General features: G+C 68.0%; 14 protein-coding genes and 1 riboswitch. Of the genes, 12 read left to right on the top strand and 2 right to left on the bottom strand.

Annotated features, from left to right (window positions below):
* The first annotated feature begins 11 nt into the window (after positions 1–11).
* From fliP to ACFVVK_RS11100, 7 genes are read left to right on the top strand one after another with little or no spacing between them, the layout of a single operon-like run.
* Entirely contained in the window at positions 12–854 is an 843-nt protein-coding gene (fliP, locus tag ACFVVK_RS11130; protein WP_390266524.1) for a flagellar type III secretion system pore protein FliP, read from the top strand.
* The gene (fliQ, locus tag ACFVVK_RS11125; RefSeq protein WP_090956900.1) at positions 851–1,126 is read left to right on the top strand and encodes a flagellar biosynthesis protein FliQ; all 276 of its coding nucleotides are present in this window, start codon (positions 851–853) and stop codon (positions 1,124–1,126) included. The genes fliP and fliQ overlap by 4 nt, the downstream gene beginning before the upstream one ends.
* Position 1,127: 1 nt before the next feature.
* Entirely contained in the window at positions 1,128–1,886 is a 759-nt protein-coding gene (locus ACFVVK_RS11120) for a flagellar biosynthetic protein FliR (RefSeq protein ID WP_390266474.1), read from the top strand.
* Positions 1,886–2,974: a flagellar biosynthesis protein FlhB gene (locus ACFVVK_RS11115; RefSeq protein ID WP_390266473.1), complete on the top strand. Its 1,089-nt coding sequence runs from the start codon at positions 1,886–1,888 to the stop codon at positions 2,972–2,974. The genes ACFVVK_RS11120 and ACFVVK_RS11115 overlap by 1 nt, the downstream gene beginning before the upstream one ends.
* A gap of 40 nt (positions 2,975–3,014) precedes the next feature.
* A complete protein-coding gene (locus tag ACFVVK_RS11110) occupies positions 3,015–5,063 on the top strand; it encodes a flagellar biosynthesis protein FlhA (protein WP_390266472.1) in 2,049 nt (682 codons plus the stop codon).
* Complete coding sequence (locus ACFVVK_RS11105) at positions 5,041–6,189, top strand: hypothetical protein (protein WP_390266471.1); 1,149 nt, start codon at positions 5,041–5,043, stop codon at positions 6,187–6,189. The genes ACFVVK_RS11110 and ACFVVK_RS11105 overlap by 23 nt, the downstream gene beginning before the upstream one ends.
* A gap of 9 nt (positions 6,190–6,198) precedes the next feature.
* Positions 6,199–6,447, top strand: a complete 249-nt coding sequence (locus ACFVVK_RS11100) for a carbon storage regulator (RefSeq protein WP_090956905.1) — start codon at positions 6,199–6,201, stop codon at positions 6,445–6,447.
* Positions 6,448–6,462: 15 nt separating this feature from the next.
* Here ACFVVK_RS11100 and flgN read toward each other — a convergent pair whose 3' ends face one another.
* Complete coding sequence (flgN, locus tag ACFVVK_RS11095) at positions 6,463–7,116, bottom strand: flagellar export chaperone FlgN (protein WP_390266470.1); 654 nt, start codon at positions 7,114–7,116, stop codon at positions 6,463–6,465.
* A gap of 127 nt (positions 7,117–7,243) precedes the next feature.
* Between flgN and ACFVVK_RS11090 the strand changes: the two genes are divergently transcribed.
* Both ACFVVK_RS11090 and ACFVVK_RS11085 read left to right on the top strand, forming a co-directional pair.
* A complete protein-coding gene (locus ACFVVK_RS11090) occupies positions 7,244–8,062 on the top strand; it encodes a sigma-70 family RNA polymerase sigma factor (protein ID WP_390266469.1) in 819 nt (272 codons plus the stop codon).
* 164 nt (positions 8,063–8,226) lie between these two features.
* Complete coding sequence (locus ACFVVK_RS11085; RefSeq protein ID WP_390266468.1) at positions 8,227–8,706, top strand: Dps family protein; 480 nt, start codon at positions 8,227–8,229, stop codon at positions 8,704–8,706.
* A 100-nt stretch (positions 8,707–8,806) separates the two neighbouring features.
* Here the strand turns inward: ACFVVK_RS11085 and ACFVVK_RS11080 are convergent, their stop codons facing one another.
* Positions 8,807–10,393, bottom strand: coding sequence for an MFS transporter (locus ACFVVK_RS11080; protein ID WP_390266467.1), 1,587 nt, complete (start codon positions 10,391–10,393; stop codon positions 8,807–8,809).
* Positions 10,394–10,461: 68 nt separating this feature from the next.
* Here ACFVVK_RS11080 and ACFVVK_RS11075 point away from each other — a divergent pair, with 68 nt between their 5' ends.
* The 3 genes from ACFVVK_RS11075 (at position 10,462) to gcvT (ending at position 15,394) form a co-directional block, all read left to right on the top strand.
* Positions 10,462–11,001, top strand: coding sequence for a TetR/AcrR family transcriptional regulator (locus ACFVVK_RS11075; RefSeq protein WP_390266523.1), 540 nt, complete (start codon positions 10,462–10,464; stop codon positions 10,999–11,001).
* Between the two features lie 110 nt (positions 11,002–11,111).
* Positions 11,112–11,210, top strand: a riboswitch (glycine riboswitch).
* 155 nt (positions 11,211–11,365) lie between these two features.
* On the top strand, positions 11,366–14,236 hold the full coding sequence (gene gcvP / locus ACFVVK_RS11070; RefSeq protein WP_390266466.1) for an aminomethyl-transferring glycine dehydrogenase: 2,871 nt from the start codon (positions 11,366–11,368) through the stop codon (positions 14,234–14,236).
* A gap of 9 nt (positions 14,237–14,245) precedes the next feature.
* Complete coding sequence (gcvT, locus tag ACFVVK_RS11065) at positions 14,246–15,394, top strand: glycine cleavage system aminomethyltransferase GcvT (RefSeq protein ID WP_390266465.1); 1,149 nt, start codon at positions 14,246–14,248, stop codon at positions 15,392–15,394.
* Positions 15,395–15,610 lie beyond the last annotated feature (216 nt).

The raw sequence follows: 15,610 nt of genomic DNA, 5'->3' as shown, positions 1-15,610 counted from the left end.
TCTCCACTGGCATGGCCAGCGCGCGTCCCGCCGGCGCGAAATCCCTCAGGTTCCTCGTCCTGGGGCTCGCCGCCGTGCTGTTCGCCGTCCTCCTGCTGTGGCTGAACGCGACGGCCGGCCATGCCGCACCGATCGACCCGGCAGCGCCGGTGGCGCCGACCGATCCGGCGAATCCGGACAGCGGAAACGTCAACATCCAGATCAACGGTGCGGACGGCAAACCCTCCACGGCCGTCCTGACGCTGATCGGGATCACGCTCCTGGCGGTCGCGCCCTCACTGCTGCTGATGATGACGTCCTTCACCAAGATCTTCGTGGTCCTGGCGATGACCCGTAACGCCCTGTCCCTGCCGTCCATCCCGCCGAACCAGGTGCTGGCCGGGCTGGCGCTGTTCCTCTCCATTTTCGTAATGTGGCCCGTCATCAACGAGATGAACAACCTCGGAATCCAGCCTTATCTGAACGGAAAGCTGGACTTCAACGGGGCGGTCAGCGCCGCGTCGGGTCCGCTGCAGCACTTCATGCTCGCCCACACACGGGAAGAGGACATCGCCTTGATGTCCCGCGCCGCCGGCGCCGAAAACCCCGCCACCCCTGAGGCTGTGCCGTTGCAGACCCTCATTCCGGCGTTCATGGTCTCCGAACTCCGCGCAGCGTTCATCATCGGCTTTGTCATCTTCATCCCGTTCCTCGTGATCGACCTCGTGGTGTCCGCGGCCCTGATGTCCATGGGCATGATGATGCTGCCCCCGGTGATGATTTCGCTGCCCTTCAAGATCCTGCTGTTCGTCCTCGTGGACGGCTGGGGTCTGATCATCACCGCGCTGGTCCAAAGCTATGCGGGCACCGGATGAACGCGAACGCCGTCCTGGACATCTGCCTCCAGGCCATGATCGTTGCCGCGAAACTCGCCGCGCCGGTGCTGGTCACCGCGCTGGTGGTGGGCCTGGCCATCTCGCTTCTGCAGTCCATCACCCAGCTGCAGGAAGCCACGCTGTCCTTCGTTCCGAAAGCGGCCGCCGTGGCCGTCGCCCTGATCGTCTGCGGACACTGGATGATTTCGGAGATGGTGACGTTCACAAACGACCTCTTCGCAAAAATTCCGTCCCTGCTCGGAGGCCTGTGAGGTGGGCATCCCCATCGACCCGACCTGGCTGGAAGTCCTCCTGCTGGCCACGGTCCGGATGACTGCCTTCCTGATCGTGGCACCGCCGTTCTCGCACCAGGCCTTTCCGGGGCGTGTGAAGGCCATGCTGGGCCTGGGCCTGGGCTTGGCCGTGACGCAGCGGGTGGTGGGCGGCTACACCCCGCGCGACACCGCCGGGTTCCTCACCGGGGTGGTCCTGGAGCTCGTCACCGGGCTGGTCCTGGGATTCCTGGTGCTGGTGATCTTCTCCGCCATCCAGTCCGCCGGCAGCCTGATCGACCTCTTCAGCGGCTTTCAGATGGCCCAGGCCTTCGACCCCCAAATGATGGTCAACGGCGCGCAGTTCACCCGCCTCCTGCAAATGGCGGCGCTGGCCCTGCTGTTCGCCTCCGACGGATACCAGCTGGTCATCACCGGCCTCACCGGCAGCTTCGCGGCCCTGCCCCTGGCCGGGGGCATAGACCTGGCCCAGCCGGTCCAGGCCATCACCTCGGCCGTCTCCGGCATGTTTATTGCCGCCGTGCAGGTCGCCGGCCCGCTGCTGGTGGTCCTGTTCCTCGCAGACGTCGGGCTCGGCCTCCTGACCCGCGTGGCGCCGGCACTCAACGCGTTCTCGCTCGGCTTCCCGCTCAAGATCCTCCTGACCCTCACGCTGGCAGGCTTCATGTTCCTGGCCCTGCCCCGGATCGTTTCCAGCCTCGCCGGCCAGGCGGCCAAAGCAGTGCTGGGGGTGGGCTGATGGCGGATTCCCAGGAAAAGACCGAGCAAGCCACCGACAAGCGGATGAGGGAGGTCCGCTCCAAGGGCCAGCTCTCCCGGTCCCAGGACCTCACAGCCTGGCTCGGCGTCGGCGCCGCCGCCGTGATGCTGCCCAGCACCGTGGACCGGGCAGCCAACGCCGCCGCGGACCAGCTCTTCAGTGTCCGAGGCATCGTTTCCGCACCGGATCCCGGCAAAGCCCTGCAGGCGATGGAAGCGGGGTTCGCATCCGTCGCCGGAATCATCGGCCCCCTGCTGATCGTCGTGTTCCTGGCCGTCCTCGCCGGCTCCGCCGTCCAGGGCGGCGTCCACCTGAAGAAATTCAGGCTCGACTTCGAACACTTCAACCTGCTCAGGGGGATCAAGCGGATGTTCGGCGCCCAGGCGGTCTGGGGCGGTCTCAAGGCCCTGCTGAAGGTCAGTGTGGTCGGGCTGGTCCTCTACGTCGTCGTGCAGGGGCTGATCCCCGTGCTGCTGACCGCGGGAGGGCTGCCCGTGGCCGGCGTGACGGCGGCCGCCGCCGGCGGCGTTGCCTCCCTTGTCCAGTTCGCCGTCGCCGCGGGGATCGTGCTGGCCGCCGCGGACTTCTTCGTGGTGATGCGCCGCAACCGCAAGAAAACCCGGATGTCCAAGAAAGAAGTCCAGGACGAGAACAAGAGCAGCGAAGGCGATCCGCTCATCCGCTCCCAGCGCCGGGCACGCCAGATGTCCATGAGCAGGAACCGCATGATCGCCGCGATCTCAGACGCCGACGTCGTCCTGGTCAACCCCACGCACGTGGCGGTGGCCCTGAAGTACGAGCCCGGCAAGTCCGCGCCCCGCGTGGTGGCCAAGGGGGCCGGCCATGTGGCCGCAAGGATCAGGGAAGAAGCCGAACAGAAGAACGTGCCCATGGTCCAGGACATCCCGTTGACCAGGGCCCTGCACGGGGCCTGTGAACTGGGCGACGAGATCCCGGTCGACTTCTACCGGGCGGTGGCCGGCGTCCTCGCGTTCGTCATGGCACTCAAGGCCCGCGGCGCCTCCGCCGGGATGCACCGCATGAGCAGCGCGGCGGCTGCCCTATGACACACACTTTGCGAACCAGCGTCTGTGAAAGGACCGCACCATGAACAAGAGGCTGAACCGGCTGGCGGTGCCGATCGGCATCGTGGGGATCGTCCTGCTGCTGGTGGTTCCCGTTCCCGCGCCCCTGCTCGACTTCCTGATCGTCTGCAACATCCTGCTGGCACTGCTGGTCCTGCTGACCAGCATGTTCGTGAAGAAGCCGCTGGACTTCTCCGTGTTCCCCTCGCTGCTGCTCGTGGCCACGCTGTTCCGGCTGGGCCTGAACGTCGCCTCCACCCGGCTGGTCCTGGGCAACGGGTATGCCGGGCAGGTCATTGAAGCCTTCGGCAAGGTAACGGTCGGCGGTTCCATGATTATCGGCGCTGTCGTGTTCCTCATCCTCGTCGTCATCCAGTTCGTGGTGGTCACCAAGGGCGCCGAGCGCGTGGCCGAAGTCGGCGCGCGTTTCACCCTTGATGCGATGCCCGGAAAGCAGATGGCGATCGACGCCGACCTAAACGCCGGGCTCCTCACCGACAGCCAGGCCAGGGAACGGCGGGCCGAGGTTTCGGCCGAGGCGGATTTCTACGGCGCCATGGACGGCGCCTCGAAGTTCGTCAAGGGCGACGCCATTGCGGGCATCATCATCATCATCATCAACTTTGTCGGCGGCATCGCGATCGGCATGGTGCAGCGCGGCCTGGAGATCGGCGACGCCCTCAATACCTACGGCCTGCTGACCATGGGCGACGGGCTTGTCACCCAGATTCCAGCCTTGCTCATGGCCGTTTCCACCGGCATGATCGTGACTCGGTCCAACGCCGAGTCGGACATGGGCCGAACCGCCTCCACCCAGCTGCTGCAGTCACCCAACGCCCTGATGATCGCCGGCGTCGCGGCCCTCGCGATGGCCCTGATCCCCGGCATGCCGCCTATTCCTTTCATCCTCGTCGGGGCGGCCCTGATCCTCGCCTCCCGCCGGACCGCCGCCACCCAGCAGCTCGAGGAGACAGCCCGCCAGGCCGAGGCGACCGCGCAGAACTTCCCGGAAATGGACCCGAACGAGAAACTGCTGGAGGACATGCGCGTCCATCCGGTGGAGATCCTGCTCGCCCCGGACCTCGTGGACATGGTTTCGGGCGCCTCCGACGACCTCCTGGCGCGGGTCCGGTCCCTCCGGCACAAGATCGCGATGGAACTGGGCCTGGTCATCCCGCCGGTGCGGACGAGGGACAGCGTTGACCTGCCGGCCGCCACGTATTCGATCCGGATCGCCGGGGTGGAAGCCGGGCGCGGCACGGCCCCCAGCGGCCAGATGCTCGCCCTGGGCGACAACCTGGATTCGCTGCCCGGGCCCGCAATGATCGAGCCCGTGTTCGGCCTGGCCGGAAAATGGATTCCCGGGGAGATGCGCCACAACGCCGAAATGACCGGTGCCACGGTGATCGACCGGGTCTCGGTCCTCGTCACCCACCTGTCCTCGATCGTCTCCGCAAACGCAGCCCGGCTGCTCTCCCGCGAGGACGTCCGGGTACTGACCGAGGGCGTGCGCAAGCAAAGCCCTTCCGCCGTCGACGAACTGACCCCGGCGCTGCTCTCCCTCGCCGAACTGCAGCGCGTCCTTCAGGGTCTCCTGGACGAGCAGGTGCCCATCAACGACCTCGCCCGGATCTACGAGGCCCTCACGCTGCGGGCCAAAATTTCCACGGACCCGGAATCGCTGGTCGAGGCCGCCCGGCAAGCACTCGGGCCCGCCCTGACCGCCAAGTTCATGGACGGCGGCGTGCTCAACGTCATCATGATCGACCCCGTCCTGGAACAGCACATGCTCGAGGACATGCGGCCCGCCGAAGGCGGAAGCCAGATCGTCATGGGACAGGAAAGGCTCGACGCAGTGCTGCGCTCCGTGGGCTCCGCCGTCGACGCGGCGGCCGCCGCCAACCGCCGGGCCGTACTCGTGTGCGCCCCGGCGCTCCGGCCCGCCATCCACCGCCTCCTGGGGGCGCAACCGGGCTCGGTGCCCGTGCTGTCCTACCGCGAGGTGACCTCCGCCAACGTCCGGATCGAAACCGTAGGAGTAGTGCGCCATGCCGAACCGCTATCGGCTTAAGGGAGCCACGCTCGAGGAGATCCGCCGCAAGGCTGAACAGCAGCACGGCCCCGCGGCCCGGATCGTCTCCGCCGAACGCGTGGTCAGCCCCGGAATCGCCGGTCTCTTCGCCCAGGACCGCTACGAGGCCATGGTCGAGGTCCTGCCGAGCCATGAAGTGGTCTCGGGTGAGGTGGTGCCCGACGCCGACGTCCTGGCCGACGTCGAAGCGACGCCCGCCGCCGGTCCCTCCGGTGTTGACGACGGCGGGAAGGTCTCCGCGGAGAAAATCCCAGGAACCACGGCTCCGGCGGCGGCCCCCGCCGGACCGTCCCACCATCTGCAGAGCGCCGCCATCGCCGCCCTGCTGGAGGAGGCAGACGCCGCTGAACTGAGCCTGCACCGCTCCGCTGCTGCCGGTGTGTCCACCGAGTCACGGGATTTCGCCGAGCTGCTGGAACAGCTGGGCGCCGGGCTCGGGGCACCGGCGGCACCCGCCGGCGGCCCCGTCGCTGAAACCGCCGCTGAAGCCGCCGCCGCAAGACGCGCCGTGCCGAACGCGCAACCCGCACCGGCGCCGGACGCGCAACGGACAGCCGCGGCGCCTGCGGCGGTCGTCCCGGTCCCGTTGACCGGCGTCGGCGATCTCGTGGTTCTGGTCGGGCTGGGGGAGGACCCCCTGGATGCCGCCCTGGCGATGTCAATGGCGGCAGGCGGAGCCGACGTGCGGACTTCCGGCAACCTCTCCGCCTACGGGCACCTGCACGTCGACGGCCGGCAAAGCGCCACGGCCGCCCGCGCCCACGCGGTCATGACGGAGCGCACCGTCCTGGTGGCGTTCGGGCTCGGCAAGGCCCGGAACGCCCTGGCCCGGGTGCAGTCCGTGGCCGCGCTCTCTGCCGACCAGATCTGGCTGGTGGTCGACGCCGGACGCAAGCACGACGATACGAAGCGCTGGGTCGGCGTGCTCGCTGCCCAACTCAACGTGACCGCTGTGGCCGTGGTCGGCGCCGCGGAGACTGGGTCCCCTGAAACAGTCAACGGGCTGGGGCTGCCCGTAGGCTGGATCGATGCAAGCCCGGCCGGCCCGGCTCTGGCGTGGCAGAACCGGCCGGGATCGTCCGACGCGCCCCGCGGCGAAGGGTAGATTGAGAGGATGCTGGTACTTACACGCAAGCCGGGCGAACAGATCATGATCGGCGACGGCATCGTCATCACGGTTTTGGAAGGCCGGGGCGACGGTGTTCGGATCGGCATCGAGGCGCCCCGCGGTGTGCCGATCCAGCGCCGGGAAGTCATCGAAGCCATCGCGGCGGCAAACCTGGCGGCGGCAGAGGCCGGCCCCGATGCCGAGGACGCGCTGCGCGGGCTGATGCCGCCACCCTCGGCTCCCGCCGCGGGCTGAGGACGGCGTGCCTGATCAGCCGTGGTCGCCGCCCAAGAGCTGATCTCCGCCCAGATACTGCGCGAGCAGGGGCTGCGACGTCCGGCGGGTCACGGCCATGGCCCGCTCCAGGTTTCCGGCGGTGGTCAGCTGATCCACGAGCCCGGCCCCGCCCGCGAGACCGGGTCGCCCGTCGAGCTGGCGGGTCCGCAATGTTTCTTCATTCACGCGGGCGGCCTCAGCGAGCTGGGCCAGAAGCCCCTGCAGGACCTCCAGATGCTCGCGCAGGATCCCGGCCCACGCGCCGGCAGGTGCGGCCGCGATCAATTCGACGAGCGTCGTCTGTGCCGGCAGGCCCCAATCAGTAGCGACCGCCGCCGATTCGACACTCCGGGCCAGGGCCTCGAAACGCAAACGATCCAGCACGGTCTCTATCTCGGCCGCCATGAAGCTCAGCCATTGCAGATTCCCGGCTTCGACGTGCAACCGCTGCGTCTCCAACCTGAAAAGGAGCAGTTCCAGCTGCCGCCGCTCCTGCCACAGTGCTGCCGAGAGATCACTTGCGCCCATGGGCCCCATTCCGTCGCCGCCCGGCCTGAATTCTGCGCTCGGGGCGGCCACCGCATTTTTAGCCAAGCTTTTCCCTGAGGGTACACGCAGATTCCGGATCAGGTGATAGGTTTCCACCATGGGTGCTGCACCCCGCTAATGAACGCTGACTCCAATGGGGGGAGTGCCAGTCCGTTCTTGGGTGCGGCTCTCGGCGTTTTAAGGGTTTCAAAGCCCTTCGGATCCGGTCTCATGGGGGGACACAGAATTGAATCGCGTGGAGCGCAACGAGATGGTCACGCAGCACCTACCGCTGGTGGGTTATCTCGTCTCGGATTTGTGTTCAAAGGCCTCGCATCTTTCTCGCGATGACCTGGCCTCTGCCGGCGCCATTGCCCTGATCACCTCTGCCGATTCGTTTGATCCGGATCTCGGTGTGCCGTTTGGCGCCTTCGCGCGGCGGCGCATCCTTGGTGCTTTCGCCGATGAGATGCGCGCCAGTGACTGGGCAACGCGCTCCGCCCGCCGTCGGATCAAGGAAACGATGTCGGTCCAGGAAACGCTGGCATCCGCCCTTGGCCGCACCCCGACCGTGGACGAGATCGCCTCCGCCCTGGGCGTCCAGCAGAGCGTCGTGGAGGCCGCGCTCGCCGATGCCTCCCGCACGCTGACGCCCCTCGATGAGGCCGTCGTCGATACCCTAGCCGCCGAAACGCTGTCGCCCGAGCACTCCGTGCTCGCAGACGAGCGGCTCCAGTACCTGCGCGCCGCCGTGAAGTCCCTTCCGGAGCGGATGCGCTACGTCGTCGAGGAGATCTACTTCGGCGACCGGACCGTCAAGGACTTGGCCGCCGAACTGGGGTCCACGCACGCCGCGGTCTCGCAGCAGCGGTCCGAGGCCATCCGCCTCATGCGCGACGGGCTCACGGCCCACTACGCCGATGACCCCGAGCAGCCCTTCGAACCGCAGTCCAGGATCACTCCCCGGCGCCGGAACGACTACCTCGCGCAGCTGTCCGAGGCCACCGCCGGCGGCATCACACGGGCACTCTTCCCGCAAGGTCCAATGCTCAACGAAGCCGTCTGAACCGCTGCACGAGCGCTAGTAAGCCGACTTAGTAAGCTAACTGAGAAATTCCTGCCGGACCATCGCGGCCCGGCTGCCCCTGGGGTAGCGTCGGAACCAACGGCCGCGGCGCACGCTTAGGGCGCCCGCGGCCTGCACGGTACCGGATCTACTCAGGAGGATGTATGAAGGCAACACCTACATTGACGAGCAACCTGCAGGCAGTCCTAGTGGACCTGATCGAACTCCACGTGCAGGGCAAGCAGGCGCACTGGAACATCGTCGGGACCAACTTCCGGGACCTCCACCTGCAACTGGACGAAATCGTCGAGGCGGCGCGTGGGTTCGCGGACGAGATGGCTGAGCGTATGCGCGCCCTCCACGCCCTGCCGGACGGCCGTAGCGCCACGGTGGCCAAGTCCACCGCACTTCCCGAGTTCCCCGCCGGGCTCATCAACACCAAGGACGCGATCGACCGGATCGTCGCGGCCCTGGAAGCGGCTGTGGGCACCATGCGGAAGGTCCATGACGAGGTGGACGAGGAAGATCCCACCACGGCCGACCTCCTGCATGCCTTCATCGCAAAGCTGGAGCAGTACGCGTGGATGGTGAACGCCGAAACGCTGCGCGCCAACGCCAACGTGACCACCCCGGACAACAAGTAAGGCCAACTCCGGCATACAGCAGGCGTCAGGCAACACCAGCGACCGGCACCGGGGTTTCCCGGCGCCGGTCGCTGCTGTTTAACGCCCGCGGCTGAGCCGGCTACTTCGCCTTTGGTACCGTCCGAAGCACCACGGCGGCGAGGACGCAGGCGCCGGACATCAGGACCAGGGCGATGGCGGCTGTGACATGAACGCCCGAGTCGAACGCCGTGCGGGCCGCCGTCGTGACCGCCTCGCCGAGGGGGACGGGGAGCAGCCCGGCTAGCTCCACCGCGCCGGCGAGGGTCTCGCCGGCCTGGCTGATGGCCGCGGCGGGGGCGAGTTCGGACACGCCCGCCGGGAGCCGCAGGTTGCCTTGGTAGGAGGCCGTCAGGATGGAGCCAAGGATCGCGGTGCCCAGCAGCGACCCCACCTCATAGCCGGTCTCGGAGATGGCGGCGGCGGCCCCGGACTTCTCGGCGGGAGCCGCGCCCAGGATCAGGTCATTGGAAATGGTCTCCGCGGCGCCCACCCCCAGGCAGAGAATCATCAGCGCGGCCAGAAGCAGTGAGGGCCCATGGCTGTGGTCCCCGAAGGCCACGAGCAGATAGCCGGCCGCGCTCAGCAGCAGTCCGCCGGCCACCACGAAACCGGGCCGGATGATCCGCACCAGCGGGACCACCAGCAGGCCCGCCACGACCGTCGCGATGAGCGCCGGGACCATCGCCACCCCGGAAGCCGAGGGCGACTGGCCCTCGAGCAGCTGCAGGTGCTGGGCCAGGAACAGAATGAAGCCGTTGAAGGAGAACAGGGCCAGGACATTGGCAATGATGGCCGTACTGAAGATCCGGTTGCCAAATAGGCTCACATCGAGCATCGGCGCCGTACTGTGGCCCGTCCTGTGGCCTGCGGCCAGCGTCCGCTGGCGGCGAACGAACACGCAACCCATGAACAGGCCGACGCCGATGCCCGCGAAAGCCTGCGGTTCCGCTCCGTGCATGGCGAGGGTCTTGATTCCGTAGACCACCGGCACCATGACCAGCAGGGACAGGGCGATGCTGGGCACGTCCACGCGGCCGGGCTTCGGGTCGCGGGACTCCGGAATCAGCGCCGGACCCAGCAGCAGCAGGGGCAGGATGATTGGCACTGCAACCAGCAGGACGGCGCCCCACCAGAAGTGTTCCACGAGCCATCCGCCAGCAATCGGGCCGAGGGCGGCACCGCCGGAGAAGCCGGCAGCCCAGATCGCCACCGCCAGCCGGCGCCGGTTGGGCTGCGGAAAGATGTTGCGGATCAGCGACAGGGTGGAGGGCATGAGCATGGCCCCAAAGAAGCCGAGCGCGGCGCGGCCCGCGATCAGCCACTCGGCGCTCGGCGCGAAGGCCGTCGCGGCCGACACGGCGCCGAAGCCCGCGCTGCCGACGAACAGCAGCCTGCGCCGGCCGATCCTGTCACCCAGGCTGCCCATCGCGACCAGCAGACCGGCCAGGACGAGGGGATAGGCATCGATGATCCAGAGCAGCTCGACGCCTGAGGCGTCCAGGCTTCGGGCGATGGCCGGCAGGGCGAACGTCAGTGCGGTGTTGTCCACGGCCACGAGCAGGACGGGGAACATCAGCAGGCCCAGCGCCACCCAGTCACGCCAAGGTGCCCGATGGCGGGCGGGCGCCGGGGTCGGCAGGGCTGCGACAGTGAAATGCGTACTCATAGCGAATAACTATACCGTCCAGACGGTACAGTTAAGAAATGTTCTGGCAGACAGGCATGATGGGAGGCATGCCCAGGAAACCCGTGGCCCGCGAGGCCGTCCTCGATGCCTTCGAATCCCTGCTGATTGAAGTGGGGGAGCGCGCCGCGACGCTGGATGCCGTCGCGCGGCGGGCCGGCGTCTCCAAGGGTGGCCTGCTTTACCACTTCCCGACCAAGGAAGCCATGATCGCCGTCCTGCTGGAACGGCTGGACCGGCACCTGGCCGCCGATGTTGCCGCGATGGCCGCGGCCCCGGAAGGAGCGGCGGCGTACTTCATCAAATCCTCCGTCTGGGCAGGCACGCCCATGGACCGGGTTTTCGTGGCGGCCACCCGGCTCGCGGAAGTGGCGCACGAGGAAACCCTGCGCCGTATCGCCGCCGGCCAGGCGAGCTGGCTGGAACTGCTGGCGGCCGACGTCGGCCCCGCCATGGCGAAGGCCGTGCTGTATATGGGGGACGGCCTGTACTTCAACGCCATGCTGGGCCGCGGTCCCGCCGGGCCGCCCGCGGACATCGACGCGGACGTCGAAGGCCTGCTGGCCGCCGTCGAACGCCTCCGCGGCTGACGGACCCGACCCGAGAAGCGCCCCGCGGTCCCCGGTCGCGGTTTGCGGACGCGGGCACGGCATAGGACAATGGAAGCTGTGACTGTAGTCACCGCAACTGAATATGCCTTTGATCTGCGGCGGGAGAGTCCTGCAAGTAGGTACAAGCAGGCGCCGTAGGAGCAAATCCTCCCCAGGAATCTCTCAGGCCCACGTACCGCCGCGGCAAGGAACCTCTGGAAAGTAGCAGGCTGTCCGCTGACATGCTGTGCTCACCGACGGTGCAAGCGGAACCCCACAGCTGGGGCGACGCGGAAACTCTCAGGTCCAATACAGAGCGGGGAGGAACCCGAATCAATGTGGCGTACCCTGCGCCGCCTGAGTTATGGAGTTCCTTGTGACTGTTACCCCAGCCTCCACGTCCTTCGTTGACCGGCACATCGGCGCCCGGCGCCAGTCCGACGTCGACGCCATGCTGCAGGCTGTCGGCTACGACACCGTCGACGCCCTGGTGGACACGGCCGTTCCGAAAGACATCCGCCAGGACTCCGACCTTGCGCTCACCGCGGCCCTGAGCGAGGTGGAGGTCCTCGCCGAACTCCGCAGGCTGGCCGCCAAGAACAAGACGGCTGTGCAGATGATCGGGCAGGGCTACTATGACACCCTCACCCCGCCCGTAATCCGCCGCAACATCCTTGAAGCCCCGGCCTGGTACACCGCGTACACGCCCTACCAGCCGGAAATCTCCCAGGGCCGGCTCGAGGCGCTGCTGAACTTCCAGACCATGGTGCAGGACCTGGTCGGCCTGCCGATCGCCAACGCCTCGCTGCTGGACGAAGCCACCGCCGTCGCCGAGGCCGTGCTGATGATGCGCCGGGCCAACAAGAACAAGACGGCGCACGACGGCAAGACCGTCCTCGACGCCGACTGCCTGCCCCAGACCATCGCGATCGTTCAGGGCCGGGCCGAGGCCCTCGGCTTCGAGGTCGAGGTCGCGGACCTCTCCAAGGGACTGCCCGACGGCGATATCAACGGCGTCGTCCTGCAGCAGCCCGGTGTTTCCGGCCGTGTGTTCGACCACAGCGCCGTGATCGCGGAGGCCAAGGAACGCGGCGCGCTCGTCACGGTCGCCGCCGACCTCCTCTCCCTGACCCTCATCACGCCCCCGGGCGAGCAGGGCGCGGACATCGCTGTCGGCTCCGCCCAGCGTTTCGGCGTGCCGCTGTTCTTCGGCGGCCCGCACGCCGCCTACATGGCCGTCCAGAAGGGCCTCGAACGCTCCATGCCCGGCCGCCTGGTAGGCGTCTCCAAGGACAACGCCGGCGTTCCCGCCTACCGTCTGGCCCTGCAGACCCGCGAGCAGCACATCCGCCGCGAGAAGGCCACCTCCAACATCTGCACCGCCCAGGCGCTGCTGGCCATCGTGGCGTCCTTCTACGCCGTCTACCACGGCCCGGATGGGCTGAAGGCGATTGCCCAGACCGTGCACGGGCACGCCCGCACGATCGCCGCGTCCCTGAAGGCCGCCGGTCTGGACGTGCTGCACACCTCCTTCTTCGACACCGTCATGGTCTCCGTGCCGGGCAAGGCAGCGGACATCATCGCCGCCGCCGATGCCAAGGGCATCAACCTGCGGGCCATCAATGCCGACACGGTCGGCATCTCGGCCGATGAGGCGACGACGGCGGGCATCGTCGCCGACGTCGTTGCCGCCTTCGGCGCGAGCGTTGCAGGTGAGAGCTCCGGCTTCGGCGTGGACGCCGCGGTCGAGCGCACCTCCGACTACCTCCAGCACCCCGTGTTCCACACCCACCGCTCCGAAACCCAGCTGCTGCGCTACATCCGCCGGCTTTCGGACCGCGACCTCGCCCTGGACCGCACCATGATCCCGCTGGGCTCCTGCACCATGAAGCTGAACGCCACGGCCGAGATGGAAGCCATCTCCTGGCCGGAGTTCGCCTCCATCCACCCCTTCGCCCCCGAATCCCAGACCGCCGGCTGGCGCGAACTGATCGAGGACCTCGAGGCCCAGCTGACCGAGATCACCGGCTACGACCAGGTCTCCATCCAGCCCAACGCCGGCTCCCAGGGCGAGCTCGCCGGCCTGCTGGCGATCCGCGGCTACCACCTCTCCCGGGGTGACGAGCAGCGCAATATCTGCCTGATCCCGGCCTCCGCGCACGGCACCAACGCCGCCTCGGCCGTGCTGGCCGGCATGAAGGTGGTTGTGGTGGCCACAGCGTCCGACGGCACGATCGACCACGCCGACCTCACCGCCAAGATCGAGGTCCACAAGGACGCGCTGTCCTGCATCATGATCACCTACCCCTCCACGCACGGGGTCTACGACGCCGACGTCCGAGAGGTCTGCGACGCCATCCACGCCGCCGGCGGCCAGGTCTACATCGACGGCGCCAACCTCAACGCCCTGGTGGGGCTGGCCCAGCCCGGCATGTTCGGCGGCGACGTCTCGCACCTGAACCTGCACAAGACCTTCTGCATCCCGCATGGCGGCGGCGGTCCCGGCGTCGGCCCGGTCGCGGCCAAGGCGCATCTGGCACCGTTCATGCCCGGCGATGCCAACAACAAGGCAGCCCCGGCCAACGGCGCCGACGGCACCCCGATCTCCGCTTCCCGCTACGGCTCGGCCGGCGTCCTGCCGATCTCATGGGCCTACGTGAAGCTCATGGGCGGCCAGGGCCTCACCGAGGCCACCAAGTCGGCGCTCCTCGCGGCGAACTACATCGCGGCGCGCCTGAACGACTCCTTCCCGGTGCTCTACACCGGCGAGGGCGGCCTCGTGGCCCACGAGTGCATCCTGGACCTGCGAGAACTCACGGCCAAGACCGGCGTGACCGCCGAAGACGTGGCCAAGCGCCTGATCGACTACGGCTTCCACGCCCCCACGCTCGCATTCCCGGTGGCCGGCACCCTGATGGTGGAGCCCACCGAATCCGAGGACCTGGGCGAGATCGACCGTTTCATCACGGCCATGGTCGCCATCCGGGCCGAGATCGACCAGGTGGCCCACGGCGATTTCACCGTGCAGGACAGCCCGCTGCGCAACGCCCCGCACACTGCCGCCGCCGTGATCAGCACCGACTGGACCCGCCAGTACCCGCGCGAGCAGGCCGTCTTCCCGGTCCACACGCTCAAGCAGGACAAGTACTTCCCGCCGGTCGGCCGGATCGACGGCGCCGCCGGCGACCGCAACCTGATCTGCTCGTGCCCGCCCCTTTCCGAGTTCGAGAACTAAGGATTTCTGATGACTGAGAACTACACGGCACTTTACGAAGAGCACAGGAAGCTCGGCGCCTCGTTCACTGACTTCGGCGGCTGGCAGATGCCGCTGAAATACAGCTCCGAACTCGCCGAACACCACGCGGTCCGCAAGTCCGCGGGCCTGTTCGACCTCTCCCACATGGGCGAAGTCTGGGTCACCGGCCCGGACGCCGCAGCCTTCCTGGATCACGCCCTGGTGGGCAAGATCTCGGCGATGGCCGTGGGCAAGGCCAAGTACTCGCTGATCTGCAACGAGGACGGCGGCATCATCGACGACCTCATCACCTACCGCCGCGATGACGAGAAGTTCCTCGTGGTCCCGAACGCGGGCAACGCCAAGGTGGTAGCTGCGGCCCTCGCCGAGCGGGCTGGTTCTGCCCAAGAAGGCGGATTCGACGTCACGGTGCAGGACGCCTCCGCCGAGACGTCGCTGATCGCAGTGCAGGGCCCCAAGGCCGAATCCATCCTGCTCCGCCTGGTCCCGGCAGCGCAGCACGAGCTCGTCACGGACCTGTTGTACTACGCCGCCGTTGAGGTCCCGTTCCTGGTCGGCGGCGCCAGCCAGGACCTCCTGCTGGCCCGCACCGGCTACACCGGTGAGGACGGCTTCGAGATCTTCGTGAACAACGACGACGCCGTCGCCCTCTGGCAGGCGCTCATCGCCGTGGCCGAGGACGGTGAACTGACCCCTGCCGGGCTCGCCTCCCGCGATTCGCTCCGCCTCGAGGCCGGCATGCCGCTCTACGGCAACGAACTCTCCCTCGAAGGCGACCCGTTCGCCGCCGGCCTGGGCCCCGTCGTCGCGCTGTCCAAGGAAGGCGACTTCATCGGCAAGGCCGCCCTGGCCGCCAAGAAGGAAGCCGGCGCCGGCACCACTACGGGCCGCAGGCTCGTGGGCCTCAAGGGCCTCGGACGCCGCGCCGGCCGCGGCCACTACCCGGTCCTCAAGGACGGCAACACCGTCGGCGAAGTCACCTCGGGCCAGCCCAGCCCGAGCCTGGGCTACCCGGTGGCCATGGCATACGTCGACGTCGAGTTCACCGAACCCGGCACCGCCCTGGACATCGACCTCCGCGGCAAGACGGAACCCTTCGAAGTGGTGGCACTGCCGTTCTACAAGCGCCAAAAGTAGCCCAGCGGGTCCGGGAGGCTGCGCGACTGTGGTTGCGTTAGCCCGTCGGGCCCGACATCCTCTGCATGCTCGGTCGCGAAGACGCCCGCTGAGCGGACGTGACGCTCCCTTAGACGCATGCTGCCGGATGTCGGGCCCGATGGGGCCCTGCAGCTCACCTAGGCTTCCACTCACCTCCCGTTCCAAGCGCCATTGGGGGCGCCTTGGAACGCCAAA

Source organism: Arthrobacter sp. NPDC058192, from assembly GCF_042883665.1.
Lineage (GTDB): Bacteria > Actinomycetota > Actinomycetes > Actinomycetales > Micrococcaceae > Arthrobacter.
Note: the sequence above shows the minus strand (reverse complement) of the source record. Positions and strands in the feature narration are given on the sequence as shown.